This window comes from Niabella aurantiaca DSM 17617 (genome assembly GCF_000374125.1).
Taxonomy (GTDB): Bacteria; Bacteroidota; Bacteroidia; order Chitinophagales; family Chitinophagaceae; genus Niabella; species Niabella aurantiaca.
Window position 1 is genome coordinate 87,261 of the sequence record NZ_KB893630.1, and the last position, 16,075, is coordinate 103,335.

The following is a 16,075-nucleotide window of genomic DNA, read 5'->3' on the forward strand; positions in this document are numbered from 1 at the left end:
TACATTTCTTATAAGCGCCGACCCATCGAATTACCGGTAGAAATTTCTCAAGGATTCGTTCGGGTTAAACGTAAACCGGTTCAATACCACTTTCTTTTTGTAAGGCACAACATAAGTATTGGCCCCTTTCTGATAAGAAATGGAAGTATTCAGGTTAATGTAGTTACTGTTGTTCGTGCTTGTGTTTGTAAGCACCCGATCTCCTCTGTACTGGTAGTCAGACCTCAGGGAAAAAGAAGAAAGCTCTTTTTCAAATTTTTTCTCTGCCACATATCCACTTTTGGGCTTATCTTTCCCGTGATCAGCTTCTGTAACAGTATTTTCACTTGCAAACGAAACACCCCCTACAGCCACGACAAAGAGCACAGTAAGTAAGAAGGTTTTCAACATTTTTTATTTCTTTTAAGAATTTAAACGAATACAAAGGTATAATATAATTGTAAGAATGGAAAATTTTAATTTTTTTTTAACCAGCATTCCCGTAATATGAACGATTGAAGACCGTTCTTCGGTCTTTTTAGAAAATATTCAATCGGTTTTTACGACTGGTATTATTTTAAGTTTCTGATGATCAGTGTTTTAATACAAATGCAACAAAAAGGGCGGCAATCGCCTCTTATAAGAAAGTTGTACACATAGGAGGATAACTTGTAGGCGCCGGCAATAGCAATATTTTGCTATATTGAAACAAATTAGTGGTTTTGTGGTTTTGATAATGATATAAATGAGCAGATATGAGAGAGTATTCGCATCAAAGCGAGGAGCGTAAGGAGGACATAGAGGAATTATTACAACGCTATGAAAATCTGAAGACTGGTCAATCCGCATCCTACCTTGAAGAAGAAGAATTTGAACGGATCATCGGCTATTTTGAATCCCGGGAGGCATTTAAAAAAGCCCTGCAGGCTACTGAGATCGCTATCGAACAATACCCTTATTCCGCGGGGTTACTGATAAAAAAAGCCGACCTCGTTCTGAATAACCGGGCCTACGACATTGCCCTGGAATTACTGGATAAGGCATCGATCTTTGATGGTAACAACATCGACATCTATATATTGAAAACAGAAGCGCTGCTGGCGCTTGACCGGCAGGAAGATGCGGTAGTGATCCTGGAAGAGGCGCTGAGCCTTTTTGAGGGTGATGAAAAGATAGAGCTGCTTTTTGAGCTGGCGGATGTGTACGATGATTATGAAAGTTTCGACAAGGTTTTTGACTGTTTGAAATGGATCCTGGAGCTGGAACCGGCAAATGAAGAGGCGCTGTACAAAATATGCTTTTGGACGGATTATACCGGCCGGAATGCTGAAAGTATTGAGCTGCACCAGAAGATCATCAATGAATTTCCTTATTGCGAGCTGGCCTGGTTTAACCTGGGTGCGGCCTACCAGGGAATTAAACTTTATGAAAAGGCCATTGACGCCTATAAGTATGCCATCGTTATTGATGAAAAGTTTGATTATGCTTACCGGAATATCGGGGATGCTTATATCCGGCTGCGGAAATATAAGGATGCGATCGAATACCTGGAGCGGGTGCTGGAACTGGCCAAACCGGAGGACGTGATCTATGAAGCCATCGGCTATTGTTATGAAAAGCTGAAGAATTACGCCCAGGCACGGTTCTACTTCCGTAAGGCCTCGCACCTGAATGACGATAAAGGAGCCTTGTTGTACAAAATGGCGCTTACTTATTATAAAGAAGATAAATTTGAACTTTGCATCCGTCAGCTGGAGGCGGCGCTGAAGATCAAGAGCAATACGCCGGAATACCTGCTGCTGATGGGACAAAGTAAACTGGCGCTGGGATCGGATAAGGAGGCCCTGCAGTATTTTTTAAATGTAGTACGGCTGCGTCCGAAACAACTGATGGGATGGGAAGCCCTGATCATTGGTCTTTACAAAGCGGAACAGTTTGAACAGGGACTGGAACAGATCCGGAACGCGGTTATCCGGATCGGTGCCGACAAACCCTTGTTCCATTATTACAAGGCGCTGTTCTACTTTGGCCTGGGGCAACCGAAGCAGGCGCTGATCGAGCTGGAAGAAGGATTGCAGAAAGCACCCCGTCAATTGAAAAAGATCCTGGAGATCGAACCGGCGCTTTTACAACGACCGGCGGTAACGGCGTTGATCGTAAAGGTAAAGCGGAAGTGATTTTTGTTTCAGCCTTGATATTCATTGTTTCAAGGTTCCGGTGCTCAATGTTTTGTACGCCCAAAGCTGAATGCATACAACCACTATTGGGTTTATGGTCTTCATAATATCACCGGCGGATGCTGTATTTAACCAATTAGCGGAAGCGTATGAATAAGAGATATTATCGTCTGGCGGTTATTTTATTCCTTTTAATTTGTTGATTGATTCGACGGGGCGCATCGTGCGGATGAATATTGACCCTTCAGGGGTGGCCATCTTCCTGCAAAAAAATATTCCATAAGATCTGTTGCCCGGGGGCCTTTCGTTTTCGATCCCGGGGGGGAGCATCCACCTCTTCAAATTGCCCGATAACCGAAGGTGGACCACTGGCGTGCCCGCAACTCAATGCTTCGTCTTTCGCATATACCTGCGTTCTTTTCCCCTGACACCCGGTATCCCGATGCTGGATTTGATGCCTTCCAGGGCCGATTTGATCAGGAAATTAATAGGGGATTTATCTTTCAGCCTTTCAAAGAAAAGCGGCGCCTTTTTGCCCTTGTTGTTTTTGCGGAGGACGAGCGCATTGGCGGCCCAGCTGATGATCCGGTTCTTAAAACTCTGTTGGGTCTGGTCTTCCTTATTCATCAGCCGCAGTTTTAATCCCTGGTAATACATTTGCATGGAGCCGGTGGAGTAGTCTTCATTGCCGATAGCGGTCATGCTCAGGCTGTCCAGCTGCCCCCTTAATACTTCGGCGCTTATCAGCGGAAGCAGGGCGCTGTTCCATTGCTTCAGATCGAGCGGGCCGGTACGTAACTGCATGCGGAAGCGCCCGAGGGAATCGGTATAAGACTGCTGTACCGACAAACGCGTGTTCAATGCCCCGATAACGTTGGCCTGGGCGTTTATGTAAAGACTGTCTGCAGGATGGAGGTCATAGTTCCGCACCGGGTACAGCTGCGCATTCAGATCGTGTACGGGGATGATGCCCAGTTTATTGGTGACCGGGTTGATCTCCCAGTATTCCACATATGCGTTGGATACTCCAACCGTATCGATATTGATTTTGATGGGAATATTCAGGATCTGCCCCACCGGCAGACCTTTGTATTTTTTTGCTGTGTCCGGCTGTGTTTTATCTTTAAACGAAAGCAGCCGTATCGAATCCGCGTTGAGGATTCCTATTTTTAAAATACTGTCTGTACCATATGCCTGGTTGTCGAAGGGGCCGCCGCTGATGGCCCCGGTGTGCAGCCGGAGATAATCTTCATTGAAGGCCTTTGCCTTTCTGTAGTCTTCGATGCGCTGAACCGGTACCAGGTTGAAAGAGTCCACTTTGAAAAAGCCTTTGTCAAAATTAAAATTGTACCAATGCAGGTCATTTTTAGCCGTGGTATAGCTGCCCGTTGCATGGCCAATATACAGACGGTTGCTTGCCTTGATGACCTCTCCGATGTTTCGCAGATCCCGTGAATTCAGGGAGATATTGCGCACCTCACCGGTGTCCAGTTTTAAGACCGCGTTCTTCTTTCCCAGGCTGTCAAACACCAGTTTGTCCATGGAGTGCACGCTCAGTAACGTGCTCCAATCCAGTTTCCCTTCTTCATTTTTACCGGCTTTGAACTGGTCGAGGGCGATATTCAGTTTGTTATAATTGGTTGCATACCGCTTACCGTTGCTGTTGTTCAAAAATTCAAAATTGGTCAGATAGGCCTGCAGGTTCCGGATGCTGAGCGGTGCATGCTCGGAGGATCGCAGGTCATGAATATGGAGATAGCTGTTTTCCGGTACGCCGTCCCAGCGAATGGTATTGGTCTCGTTCTTTTTATTGACAAAGCTCAGTTCCAGCTTTGGACGCTCCAGCAGCGCCTCCCCGAGAATGACGCCGGGAGCGTTCTTTTTTTCTGGAGAAGGGTCGTTGTCCTTTTTTCCGAAGTGCCCCGTAATGTCCGGATCGGAGAGAACCATCTTTTGCAGCTGCAGGTTCCCGTTGATGATCCGGTTGATGTAGGGAGTGAATACCGCCCGCGGGATCTGTACGCGGATGGAATCGGTGTCCGTTGTTTTTTCAAACAGGAGGTTGCTGAGAACGCTGCTCGACTCATCATTCAAACGGATCTGTTCCACCGCAACGTGCTGCCCGGGGGCGTTCATCAGGATATCATTCCCGGAAAGCGCCAGCCCCTTCAGAACAATGCCGGCATGTTTTTTCTTGCGGAGCTCTTTTACCGCAAGCGAGCCGAAGTAACCACGGATCTCTTTGTTGTCTTCCTGGTATTGGAGGGAAGTGTTTTTTCCTTCCAGGTCTTTTATCAGGAAATGATTCAGAGCCTTTTTTTTAGGCGCTTTTTCAATGGAAGGTTGTTTGTTCACACGGATAACGGCACTGCCCCATCGGATGCCAAAGAGTGATAACCGCTGGTTGGTACTGTCGAGGATGAGGTCTCCGATCCGGGTATCCTTTACATCCGCCCGTATGCCGTTACCCCGTACTACAACACTGGCAGCATGTATGCCTTTTTGTTCATCCAGAGCGGCCTGGTTCAGGGTTACGGAAAGTCCGTCTTTCCGGAACAGGCCCTTATTGAAATTGAACTCTTTAATAGAATGCTGGATATGTTTTACTTTCCTGGAGGCCGTCAGCTCGTCCGGAATTACCGAAAGGTTGGCATCGGTAAGGTTAAGCGTTGCATTTTTTCCGAGGTTGAGCCGGATGTTCCCGTTTTTGATGCCGAGGGCGTTCAGGTTCATAACGGAGCCAATATTGCTGAGCGTATGGAAGATGCTCTTGTCTTTTTTGGTCTTAGGGGGTTTTAGGGAGTATTCAATTTTGGGATTGAGGAACAGGGCGCTGTTGGCGCTGAAAAAGTTGTCGTACAGCAGGGACTCCCAGGAAAGCCCTCTGAGCTCAAAGCGGGGCATCTGTATATTGTTGATCAGCTTTCCTTTGTCGTATTCTTTGAAGGAAAATTTGGTAAGATTGATGGCATCGTTCAGAAACTGGATGCTGTCGAATGCCAGGGCATACCTGCCGTCCTGTAAGCGGGTCTCATAGTTGTGGAGCGTCATCAGGAATTTGTCCACTTTTACCACCTGGTCAAAGCTCTGGCGGATCATCAGGCCCTGTAACTCAAAATTGTTATGGCTGGAAGAAAATGTGTTGACCTTGCCTTTCCGGATGGTATTGATGTTGATGCCGGCATTCTGTACGATGACGTAATTGAGCATAACGTCGCCAAACAATTGCTGCAGCAGATCGTCGATCTTCTGGATCTTTTTATTGTTGTGCCGGGATATTTTCTGATCGCTGTCAATGTCCAGGAAAATATTGGGATTGGTGCTGTAAACGGAATCCGCCTGTACCACTTCCTCGTGATAAAGGGTATCGAAATTGATATTGGTAAGCCGCAGCTTGTCGAAGTAGATCTTAAAAGCACTTTTTGAGCTGTCGTCCTTTGTTCCCCGGATAGTACAGCTGTCAAATTCCACCCGCTGATCCTGCAGGGTGAATTTAAAGTTTTTAAAACTCAGCATGTAACGGTTCCCGGGAAAAATAATGTTCTGGTCGTGCGAGCGAATATAGATCTCGTCGGTAAAGGGGATCTTTCCGCCTGAGTTCTGATTTTTTCGCGCTGTGGTACTGTCTACCTGGAGGCCATCCAGCCGCATGTCGATCTTGTTGACGACGAAGGGTGTTTCCCCGGGCTTGGTATTATCGATCAGGGACAGGCTGCCATCGTTCAGGACAAACCGGTTGATCTTTAGTTCATTGATCGCGTCATTGATGGAGTTGGACACTTTCCCCATTTCGAGCGCCACGGAAAATTTTTCGTCGGCTGAAGGCCCCGATGTGCTCCGGTTCTTATCAGCCCTTCTGGTTCGCCGGTTGAGCCGGGTAATGGTCACCGCCGGCGTATAGAGGTGGATGGAATCGATGAGGATCTGTTTCTTGAACAACAGGGGCAGAAATCCCCGCGCCTTTACCGTAATGCGTTTAACGTTGACGTTGTAAAGCGATCTTGCGGAGCTGTCGGTAGAATAGAACAGGGCATTCTGCAGTTCGATCCTGTTCCTGATCCAGTTAAATTTGAACTTGTCGACCTTTAATTTCAGCCGGCCTTTTGATTGCCGTTCTACGATCTGCTCCAGCGCAGATTCCGCATGATCGATAAACCAGAAGTTGAAGGCGGTGATGACGGTAGCCGCGATGCCAAGGACAATTAGCCAGAAGCGATATCGCCTTCTCCTGAACCGGAGGTTCAGGCGTGGTAGGTCTTTCAGACGGATCCGGGTCTTCAAATTCTTGCTGGTTTATCCTTAAAAATAACGAAAAATGCGGAATGTACCTACGGAGTAACAGTATAAATATCAATGTATTAACATTGCGCTTTGAGTGGGCTAAAAGCGCCTGGGGCAAGCGGCAGAGGCACTGAAGCACAGGTGATTCTGCATTTTGTTGTAACAGGCTACGGAGATCTGAGACACAGAAGTTGTTTGCCGGAGGTTTAATTTCCGGAGATTATCGTGATCCGGCCCGAGACTATATCGCCGGCTATCCGGGTAAAACTTTTTTAGGGGTTTGTTAAAATTTTTGGATACACGTGTTGAAATATACCAGAGAGGCGCAGAAAACACCGGATCTTTATGTTCTGAGCCTCTCTGACGTTATTTTTTTTAGCTGATAGCCACTCCATTAGGCGCCTTTTCATCAGCGGCTACAAATACCAGCTTGCCTTCTGCGTCTTCCGCCATCAGGATCATGCCGTTGCTTTCAATGCCCCTCATTTTGCGGGGTGCAAGGTTGGCCACCACTACCACTTTTTTGCCCGGTAAGGTTTCGGCGGAGAAGTGCTGGGCGATGCCGGAAACGATGGTCCGTTGCTCGAAGCCCAGGTCGATCTCCAGCTTTAACAGCTTATCGGCTTTTTCAACTTTCGCAGCGGTGAGGATCGTTCCGGTACGCAGATCGATCTTCGCAAAATCATCAAATGAGATTGGAGATTTGAGATTTGAAATCTGCAGTTTGTGATCCGGTGATTGCTGATCGGTAACAGCTGGTGCCTGACTGCTGACAACTGGCTGTTCGCTGCCGGCCTTCAGCTTTTGGAGCTGTGCTTCCACTTCTGCATCCTCGATTTTCCGGAACAGCAATTCCGGCGCCCGAAGCGTATAACCTACGCTCAAGAGATTGAGCTTTCCCGCATTCTCCCAGTCGAGCATCCGTTCTACCACCTTCATCATGTGCAGCATTTTTAATGCGGTTGTGGGCAGGAACGGGTTGATCAGGATCGCAAGATTTGCCGTCAGTTGCAGGCAAAGGTGCAGGCAGTTATCGATCCTTTGCTGAACGACTGCTTTTTCGGAGTTGTCTGCCGTTAATTGTTTGGCCAGGATCCAGGGCTCTTTTTCCTGCATGTATTTGTTGCCCTTGCGGCTCAGGTCGATCACCTCAAAGAGCGCGTCGCGAAAACGGAAGTTCTCCAAAGCGGTCTGCACCTTCGCTTCGGCCTGCTGAATATCCGAGATGATGGCTTTGTCCGCGTCATCGAGCAGCTCTGTATGCAATTTCGGAACCTTACCGCCGCAAAGCTTGTGCATCAGTACAAAAGTGCGGTTCACAAAATTTCCAAAGATCGATACCAGTTCATTGTTGTTCCGGTCCTGGAAATCCTTCCAGGTAAAATCGTTGTCCTTTGTCTCCGGCGCATTGCTGCAAAGGACAAAGCGTAACGCGTCCTCGCATCCGGGAAAATCCTTTATGTACTCGTGCACCCAAACCGCCCAGTTACGGCTGGTAGAAACTTTTTGCCCCTCGATGTTCAGGAATTCATTCGCCGGCACATTATCGGGCAGTACAAAATTGCCGTGTGCTTTTAACATAGCCGGGAAGATGATGCAATGGAAAACAATATTGTCTTTTCCGATGAAATGAATGAGCCGTGTATCCTCCTGGCACCAGTAGTCGGCCCAGTGATCCGTAAGCTCTTTGGTGGCGGAAATATAGCCGATGGGCGCGTCAAACCAAACGTACAATACTTTTCCTTCGGCGTCCGGCAACGGCACTTTAATACCCCAGTTGCTATCGCGCGTCATGGCCCTGGGCTGCAAACCGTTATCCAGCCAGCTTTTGCACTGGCCATACACGTTTGCCTTCCATTCTTTATGATCTTCCAGGATCCATTGCTTCAGCCACGCTTCGTAGTTCTGTAACGGAAAGTACCAGTGCTTTGTTTTTTTCTTTATGGGCACGGCATCGCTGAGCGTGCTGCGTGGGTTGATCAATTGCTCCGGCGACAAACTGCTGCCGCATTTTTCGCATTGATCGCCGAAGGCGCCGGGATTGCCACATACCGGGCAGGTACCGGTAATATAGCGGTCTGCTAAAAACGTGTTGGTTTTTTCGTCATAGTATTGTTCCGTTTCCCGTTCTTCAAACAGTCCTTTATCATAAAGCACTTTAAAAAAGTCGGCTGCCGTTTGATGATGCACGGGGTTGGAAGTGCGGGAATAAATATCAAATGAAATGCCCATCTGTTCAAAGCTTTCTTTGATCTGTGCGTGGTATTTGTCTACGATGTCCTGGGGACTTACACCCTCCTTCATGGCCCGTATGGTAATGGGTACGCCATGCTCATCACTGCCCCCGATAAACTTTACATCTTTTTTCTGCGCTCTTAAATAACGTGCATAAATATCCGCCGGTATATAACATCCCGCCAGGTGGCCGATATGCACCGGTCCGTTGGCATAGGGCAACGCTGCTGTAATTAAGGTTCTTTTATATTCTTTCATTGATTGTACTTGAATTAGCCTGCAAAAGTACGATGAATTGAGTGATTTGCACGGGATCGACCGGTAGAAGGCTATTATGATAGATCGCAGAAGGCGATGGTGTAATGGTGTGAGGCGGAAGGCCTCACACAACGGATCGCAACACGAACGGTTATCCCGCTTTTACCTCGTGCAGGTAGGCCCGGATGTCCTGTTCCAGCTGGTGCGGGTAAGGGTACTGCAGGCGGGTGGCCAATGTGGTGCCCAGCTCATGACCGAGGTCGGCATAAGCAAAAGCGGCGTTCCAGTTATCTTCCGGCAAAGGTTGCCGTAATCTTTTGCCACATTTCTTTTGAAAGATATTTTTCAAACAGTCTTCCTTTTTTATTGGTGGTAACGGTCCAGTGGTGATCGCTGGCAATGAACCATTCCAGCAATGGGATCAGGTATTGGGTACGGATATTGTCTTCGGTCATGAACCGGGCATAGAACAGGTCGCCCCGCTTTAAACATTTGGCCACATAGGTGAGGTCCCACCAGAAATCGTTCAGGACCCGAGTGAATTCCTGCTCGCCCGGTTTTCGGATCACTGCACAGGTGTAGGTAGGGGACTTCATATTGGTCGTGAGCCCGTCTTTGTCTACCAGTACCCGGTAGCCAATATCCCAGTCCGCACACAGTGTTTCCTGGTTCACTTCCTCTGTAAACTTTTCTATACAGTACAGCTTAAAGTCCACTTTCACATAATCGTGGTACAGCACCATGCGCATGGCGTGTTTGCCCTCAAAGGCTGTTTCCGGCTCCGCGACCAGGGCGATGGGTCTTCCGAACTGCTCCAGCCAGCGGTCGTCGTTCAGAAAGGCCGGCAGGTCTGCCAGCACCAATTCAATATCCAGGTCGCTGAAATCGTCCACAGGTGCCTGCGGATTTACCAGCGAGCTGGTCAGGAGCGCGCTCCTGATACCCGGATGCTCCTGTGCCCAGCGGGTGATCTTTTTGAGTGTTTCCTGACGATGTGCTGCATTCATTTTTGACGGGTTGCAGGAACGAATGTAACGGTTGTCCGCGCAGGAACCAATTCGGTTTTCGGACGCCGGGAAGCAGACACAGGCTGGCTGCGGGAGCGCAACCGGGATCCGGGACTGTAAACAGCGGCGGCCAAAAGGCGTTGTTTGTATCAAATGTGGATAAGCTGGGGCGCCAAGGAACGTTTCCGAATGTTTTTATAAATTATTGATTTTTATACAAGTCAACCGGGTTTTAAAGTGAGAAGTTCTTTTATTTGCACATTTTATACGGCGATTTTGGCAGGTTATGCACATTTGTACATAGGATATGCACACCTAAAACTTCCAAACAGTCGTTACAATCGATGAAACTCAATACCATAGGGCATCACAGCCTGTTTCGATTTGTGGATAAATGAATTAGCGGGAAATTTGGTATGTAAGTGGGAAAAAGTGTTATTTTGTGTTAAGTTTAGTGAAAATTTAAATTTTCCCGGTTTATGACAGGTTTTCTCGGCGAATTCGAGGCAACAGTAGACGCAAAAGGGCGCTTTCTTCTGCCGGCTGGTTTCAAAAAGCAGCTGCAGCCAGAGGATGCGGACCGGTTTGTCATAAACAGGGGGTTTGAAAAATGTTTGAGTCTTTACCCGCTCAGTACCTGGAGTCCGCTGGCGGAAAAAATAAACGGGTTGAATGACTTTGATCCGAAAGTGCGTGCCTTCAAACGCTACTTTTTAAACGGAGCTACCCTGGTGGAACCCGATACCGCCGGCAGACTGTTGTTGCCGGCCACCCTTAAAGAGTACGCAGCACTGGGTAAGGATATCGTGCTGGTACCGGCGGGCAACCGTATGGAGATTTGGAACACTACACAATACAAAGAGTTCTTTGACTCATTTTCACCGGATGCGTTCAGTGATCTGGCCGGTCAGGTCATGGGAGGGTTATAGCGGATGGGTTTTAGAAGTTAACAAGTTTAAAAGTTGACAGGTTATGACAAAGAATAAAAATGAGAGCAAGCCTATCCATTTGTCAACTGATCCATCTGACCTGTACCATGTTCCTGTATTGCTGCATGAAACCGTTACGGGGCTGAATATACGCCCCGGTGGTGTTTATGTGGATGCTACGTTTGGCGGCGGAGGCCATTCTGCAGCCATTTTGCAGCAACTGGGCAACAACGGAAGGCTGGTAGCATTTGACCAGGACGCGGATGCTGCTCAAAATGTGCCAGATGATGAGCGGGTATTGTTTATACCGCAAAACTTCCGGCACCTGAAACGCTTTCTCCGTTTACATGATATTAATGGAGTAGACGGGGTGCTTGCCGATCTGGGCGTAAGCAGCCACCAGTTCGACGAAGCCGAACGCGGGTTCAGTACCCGGTTCAATGCCGACATGGATATGCGGATGGACCGCCGGCAGCCGGTAACAGCTTTTGACGTACTGCAAACCTATACGGAGCAGCAGCTGCACAAGTTGTTTGAAAAATACGGCGAGGTGACCAATGCCCGTACGCTTGCCCGGACCGTTGTTGAAGTAAGGGGGCAGGTATCGCTGAAAACCATCGACGCGTTTAAAAATGCCTTGCGACCCGTGGTAAAGGGCAACCCGAACAAGTATTTTGCCCAGGTGTTTCAGGCACTGCGCATAGAAGTGAACCAGGAGCTGGAAGCGCTGAAAGAGCTGCTGGAGCAGGCAAAGGAAGTGGTAAAGCCGGGTGGGCGCATTGCCATCATCACCTTTCATTCCCTGGAAGACCGGCTGGTGAAACAGTTTTTCAGGGACGGAACCTTTGAGGAGAAAGAAGTGAACCCGTTCGTACAGCATACGACGGAAAAAGTGTTTCAGATCATCACCCGCAAACCGGTGACCGCAGGGGAAGAGGAACTGAAAAGAAATGCAAGATCGAGAAGCGCAAAGCTGAGGGTGGCGGAACGGATTTGAGATTTGAAGTTTTGGGCCTTAGATTTTAGATGTTTAGAGATTAAACTGGCTTCTCAAAGCTGCCAGCTGATGACTGATAAAGCGCTGAAGGGAGTGACACAAGGAAGATAATAGAAGTACAAAAGCCGAAAAAATAGAAAGTGACAGAAAAGAAAGGAAAAAAATCCGGATGGGACTGGAAGAAGGTGTTGAACTATCAGTCTATTGTAAAGCAGGTGCCGTTCCTGTTTTACCTGGCTTTTTTAGCGGTGATTTACATTTATAACGGGCATATGGCAGATAAAACGGTGCGTAAGATCAATGCTACGGCAAAGGAAGTGAAGGAGCTGCAATGGGAATATAAGAGCCTGAAAAGCGAAGTGATGTTCCGCAGCAAGCCCAGCGAGCTGGCAAAAGCGCTGCAGCCGCTTGGATTGAACGAGTTGCAGGAGTCGCCCTATGTTTTAAAGGACTCGCTGGAAGAATACATGCAAACAACACACAAATACTAAGAGGCATTGGAAATAAAGAAGGACATATTGTGGCGGGTGTATCTCTGTTTTATCGGGATCGTGCTGCTTTGTTTGCTGGTGCTGGGGCGGGCCACCGTCATTCAGCGGGTACAGGGCGAGCACTGGAGAAGCATGGGCGATAGCATGCATCAGAAGATTGTGGAGATCAATGCCGACCGGGGTACCATTTTTAGTGAGGACGGGCAAATGCTCAGTACCTCCCTGCCCCAGTTTGATATTTATATGGACTTTATGGCCGAAGGGCTGCGGCTGAAAGACGGGAAAGTATACCGGGAGTATATCGATTCTTTTGCGGTGGCCATGGCAGATTATTTTAAGGACAAAACCGCCCGGCAATACCGGAAAGAGTTTGATGAGGCCTATAAAAAAGGCAGCCGCTATTATGCGTTAAAAAAGAAGATCTCCTTTGAAGACTTTAAAGCACTGCGCGAATTTCCGCTCGTCCGCATGGGTAAGAACAAAAGCGGCATCATCGTGGAAGAGTCCAGCAAACGCATTGCACCCTTTGGATTGCTTGCCAACCGGACCATCGGGCTAAGCCGGGCCTATGTGAACAGCGAAGGCAAGATAAAAAAAATGAATGTAGGGCTGGAAATGAGTTATGACAGCTTGCTGAACGGGCAGAACGGGCAGCGGGTGGTGCGTTATATTTCCGGAGGCGCGGTGCCTGTGGAGGGGTTCCAGGTAGAGCCGGAGGATGGGAAAGATGTGTACACGACACTGGATGTAAATATGCAGGATATTGCGGAAACCGCCCTGCTGCGGATGCTGCAATCGACGCATGCCGAATATGGAACCGCCATCTTAATGGAAACCAAAACGGGAAAAATAAAGGCCATTGCGAATCTTGGCCGCAACCCCAATGATACCACCTACTGGGAAAATGATAACTATGCCCTGCGGGTTACAGAACCGGGCTCTACCATTAAAATAGCTACTTACCTGGCAGCGCTGGATAAGGGCACTTCAAAACCCGGTGACCTTTTTGAGGTGGGCAGCGCTGCCCGGATGCAGGTAGGCCCGCGGATCATTTCGGATGCGCACGCCATGCCCAGGCCGGTCATGACGATCGAAGAATGTGTTGCGCACAGTTCCAATATCGGAATGGGAAAAGTAGGCATGAAGGCTTTTGGAAAGGACCCGGAAGAATTCAAGCAATACCTCGCCAAATACCACCTCGATAAAAAATCGACCATTGATCTCAGCGGGGTGCCTCCACCGGGGATCGCTCCCCTGAAAAAGGACCACGGCGGGCTGATGAACCTGATCACCATGAGCTTTGGCTATGCCATCCGGGTAAGCCCGATGCAGCTGTTAACGCTGTATAATGCCATTGCGAACAACGGGGAAATGGTGAGCCCCTACCTGGTAAACAGCATCCGGAATAAAGGAGTGATCGTAAAACAAATGGAGCCCCGGGTACTGGAAGAAGCCATTGCAAAACCCGCTACCATCAAAGCGGCTCAAAAAAGCCTGGAGCTGGTGGTTACCGAGGGATCCGGCAAAAAAGTGTTTGAAGGGGTGCCGTTCCAGATTGCGGGTAAAACAGGCACGGCGCATGTGGCCGATGGAAATACCAAGTACGGACATGGTGTTTACCAGGCGTCATTCGCCGGTTATTTCCCTGCGGAAAATCCACAATACTCCTGCATCGTAACCATCCGTACCCGGGCCGGTGCCGGAATGTACTATGGAGGACAGCTGGCCGCCCCGGTATTCCGGGAAATCGCCACAAAAGTGTATTCCATGTATGTGGAGCGCAAGACTCCTAAAAGCTATGAAGGCGCCAGAGACAGCACCAGCTACTTTTATGCAGGCAGCGCAAAAGCTATAAAGAATGTACTGGCACTGCTGGACATTCCTTTTGTGGATTCATTAGCGTCCAGCCGGTGGGCAACCATGTATGCAAAAAAATACAAGCCGGTGGTTACCGGCAGCGTGGTACGGAACAGTGTAATGCCCAGCGTAAAGGGCATGGGGCTCAGGGATGCGATCCGGTTGCTGGAGCAGATGGGATTGCGCGTAAAAGTACAGGGTAGCGGAAAAGTGCAGGGGCAGTCGATTGCTCCAGGTACTTCTTTTGCAAAAGGACAGGCCGTAACATTAAATCTGGCATAAATAATATTAAGTGCAGTTACAGGAAATATTATATACAACCCAATTACAGGCGGTACACGGGAGTACGGCCGTTGACGTAACTGTGGTGGCCATCGATTCCCGTAACATAAAGCCCGGGGCGGTTTTTGTGGCAGTGAAAGGAGGAACGGACGGGCACCGGTTCATTGACAATGCCGTTCAGAGTGGGGCGGTTGCAGTAGTATGCGAAACGCTTCCGGAAACAATGCGTGATGATGTGGTTTATGTGCAGGTTGCTGATACTGCCGCCGCGGCCGGCATTATGGCACATAATTTTTATCAGCAGCCTTCTGCCCGGTTACAGCTGGTAGGGGTTACCGGTACCAACGGCAAAACGACCATTGCTACCCTGCTCTATCAGTTGTTCAGCGGTCTTGGTTTTACCTGTGGCCTGGTCAGTACCGTACAGAACCGCATTGGTGGCGATACACTGGAAGCTACCCACACAACTCCGGACCCGGTAAGCCTGAACGCCCTGCTGGGCCAGATGGTGGACAAAGGCTGCAGCTATGCTTTTATGGAGGTCAGCTCACACGCCATACATCAGCGCCGGATAGCGGGGCTGCAATTTGCCGGGGGGATCTTCAGCAATATCACGCACGATCACCTGGATTATCACAAGACCTTTGACGAATACATCCGGGTAAAAAAAGCTTTTTTTGACCAGTTGCCAAAAGAAGCGTTTGCGCTGACCAATGTGGATGACAAACGGGGTATGGTGATGGTTCAGAATACCCGGGCCTCTGTAAAGACCTACAGCCTGAAGGCCAGCAGTGATGTGAAAGGAAAGATCCTTGACAATAATATTATGGGACTGCACATGATGGTGGATGAGCAGGAAGTGCATTTCCGCCTGATCGGGGAGTTCAACGCCTATAACCTGCTGGCTGCTTATGGTGCAGCGGTCTGCCTGGGCCAGGAAAAAGTAACGGTATTGCAGGCGCTGAGCGTGTTGAATGGCGCAGCGGGAAGGTTTGAATACCTGATCGCTCCAAAGTCGAATGTGATCGGTATTGTAGACTATGCGCACACACCGGATGCATTGCTGAATGTGCTGGCTACCATCAAAAAATTAAGAAAAGGGTTTGAGCAGGTCATTACCGTTGTGGGCTGCGGTGGCAACCGGGATAAAACAAAAAGACCGGTTATGGCAGAAGTGGCCTGCGAGTACAGTGATAAGGTCATTTTTACCAGTGACAACCCCCGGAACGAAGATCCGCAGGAGATCATAAAGGAAATGGAGGCCGGCGTGCCGGCAGGCAGCAGGCGGAAGTGCATCTCCATTGCAGACCGGCGGGAGGCGATCAAAACGGCGGTCAGCCTGGCCAATCCGTCAGACATCATACTGGTGGCCGGCAAAGGCCATGAAACCTACCAGGAAGTGAATGGCGTACGGAATCATTTTGACGACCGGGAAGTAGTTCGGGAAGTATTTGAATTGCTGGAGAAGTGAAGGATCTTTTGAGGTTTAAAGTTTAAAGTTCGAGGTTTTACGTTTGAAGTTGAGTGCAGGCATATTACTGAAAGACTCATTTTCAAATTTTCAAATGAACACATTAGTACA

9 protein-coding genes and 1 pseudogene are annotated in these 16,075 nt (G+C 48.8%); 6 read left to right on the plus strand and 4 right to left on the minus strand.

Going from position 1 to position 16,075, the window contains the following annotated elements; all coding sequences use genetic code 11:
- Positions 1 to 30: 30 nt before the first annotated feature.
- Positions 31 to 390, minus strand: coding sequence for a hypothetical protein (locus B160_RS0111140; RefSeq protein WP_018627994.1), 360 nt, complete (start codon positions 388 to 390; stop codon positions 31 to 33).
- A 344-nt stretch (positions 391 to 734) separates the two neighbouring features.
- On the opposite strand from B160_RS0111140, the gene B160_RS0111145 reads away from it, so the two are divergent.
- Positions 735 to 2,156: a tetratricopeptide repeat protein gene (locus B160_RS0111145; protein WP_018627995.1), complete on the plus strand. Its 1,422-nt coding sequence runs from the start codon at positions 735 to 737 to the stop codon at positions 2,154 to 2,156.
- Between the two features lie 384 nt (positions 2,157 to 2,540).
- On the opposite strand, the gene B160_RS0111150 is transcribed toward B160_RS0111145, so the two are convergent.
- The 3 genes and pseudogenes from B160_RS0111150 to B160_RS28930 all read right to left on the minus strand — a co-directional run bounded on the left by B160_RS0111150 (position 2,541) and on the right by B160_RS28930 (position 9,937).
- Positions 2,541 to 6,437, minus strand: a complete 3,897-nt coding sequence (locus tag B160_RS0111150) for an AsmA family protein (protein ID WP_018627996.1) — start codon at positions 6,435 to 6,437, stop codon at positions 2,541 to 2,543.
- A gap of 375 nt (positions 6,438 to 6,812) precedes the next feature.
- A complete protein-coding gene (metG, locus tag B160_RS0111155; RefSeq protein WP_018627997.1) occupies positions 6,813 to 8,930 on the minus strand; it encodes a methionine--tRNA ligase in 2,118 nt (705 codons plus the stop codon).
- A gap of 151 nt (positions 8,931 to 9,081) precedes the next feature.
- Positions 9,082 to 9,937: pseudogene (locus B160_RS28930) on the minus strand (AadS family aminoglycoside 6-adenylyltransferase).
- A 479-nt stretch (positions 9,938 to 10,416) separates the two neighbouring features.
- Between B160_RS28930 and mraZ the strand changes: the two are divergent.
- From mraZ to B160_RS0111185, 5 genes are all read left to right on the plus strand, one after another.
- Positions 10,417 to 10,866, plus strand: a complete 450-nt coding sequence (gene mraZ, locus B160_RS0111165; protein WP_018628000.1) for a division/cell wall cluster transcriptional repressor MraZ — start codon at positions 10,417 to 10,419, stop codon at positions 10,864 to 10,866.
- Between the two features lie 43 nt (positions 10,867 to 10,909).
- Complete coding sequence (rsmH, locus tag B160_RS0111170; protein ID WP_018628001.1) at positions 10,910 to 11,863, plus strand: 16S rRNA (cytosine(1402)-N(4))-methyltransferase RsmH; 954 nt, start codon at positions 10,910 to 10,912, stop codon at positions 11,861 to 11,863.
- Between the two features lie 140 nt (positions 11,864 to 12,003).
- Positions 12,004 to 12,354 (plus strand): FtsL-like putative cell division protein, encoded by a 351-nt coding sequence (locus B160_RS0111175; RefSeq protein ID WP_018628002.1) that lies wholly within the window; start codon positions 12,004 to 12,006, stop codon positions 12,352 to 12,354.
- 6 nt (positions 12,355 to 12,360) lie between these two features.
- Positions 12,361 to 14,493: a penicillin-binding protein gene (locus B160_RS0111180; RefSeq protein WP_026309700.1), complete on the plus strand. Its 2,133-nt coding sequence runs from the start codon at positions 12,361 to 12,363 to the stop codon at positions 14,491 to 14,493.
- A 10-nt stretch (positions 14,494 to 14,503) separates the two neighbouring features.
- Entirely contained in the window at positions 14,504 to 15,964 is a 1,461-nt protein-coding gene (locus B160_RS0111185; RefSeq protein WP_018628004.1) for a UDP-N-acetylmuramoyl-L-alanyl-D-glutamate--2,6-diaminopimelate ligase, read from the plus strand.
- Positions 15,965 to 16,075: the final 111 nt, after the last annotated feature.

Excerpts from the sequence above, each read along its gene's own strand:
- B160_RS0111140 (WP_018627994.1), bottom strand. The coding sequence starts at position 390 with ATGTTGAAAACCTTCTTACTTACTGTGCTCTTTGTCGTGGCTGTAGGG.
- B160_RS0111145 (WP_018627995.1), top strand. The coding sequence starts at position 735 with ATGAGAGAGTATTCGCATCAAAGCGAGGAGCGTAAGGAGGACATAGAG.
- metG (WP_018627997.1), bottom strand. The coding sequence starts at position 8,930 with ATGAAAGAATATAAAAGAACCTTAATTACAGCAGCGTTGCCCTATGCC.
- mraZ (WP_018628000.1), top strand. The coding sequence starts at position 10,417 with ATGACAGGTTTTCTCGGCGAATTCGAGGCAACAGTAGACGCAAAAGGG.
- rsmH (WP_018628001.1), top strand. The coding sequence starts at position 10,910 with ATGACAAAGAATAAAAATGAGAGCAAGCCTATCCATTTGTCAACTGAT.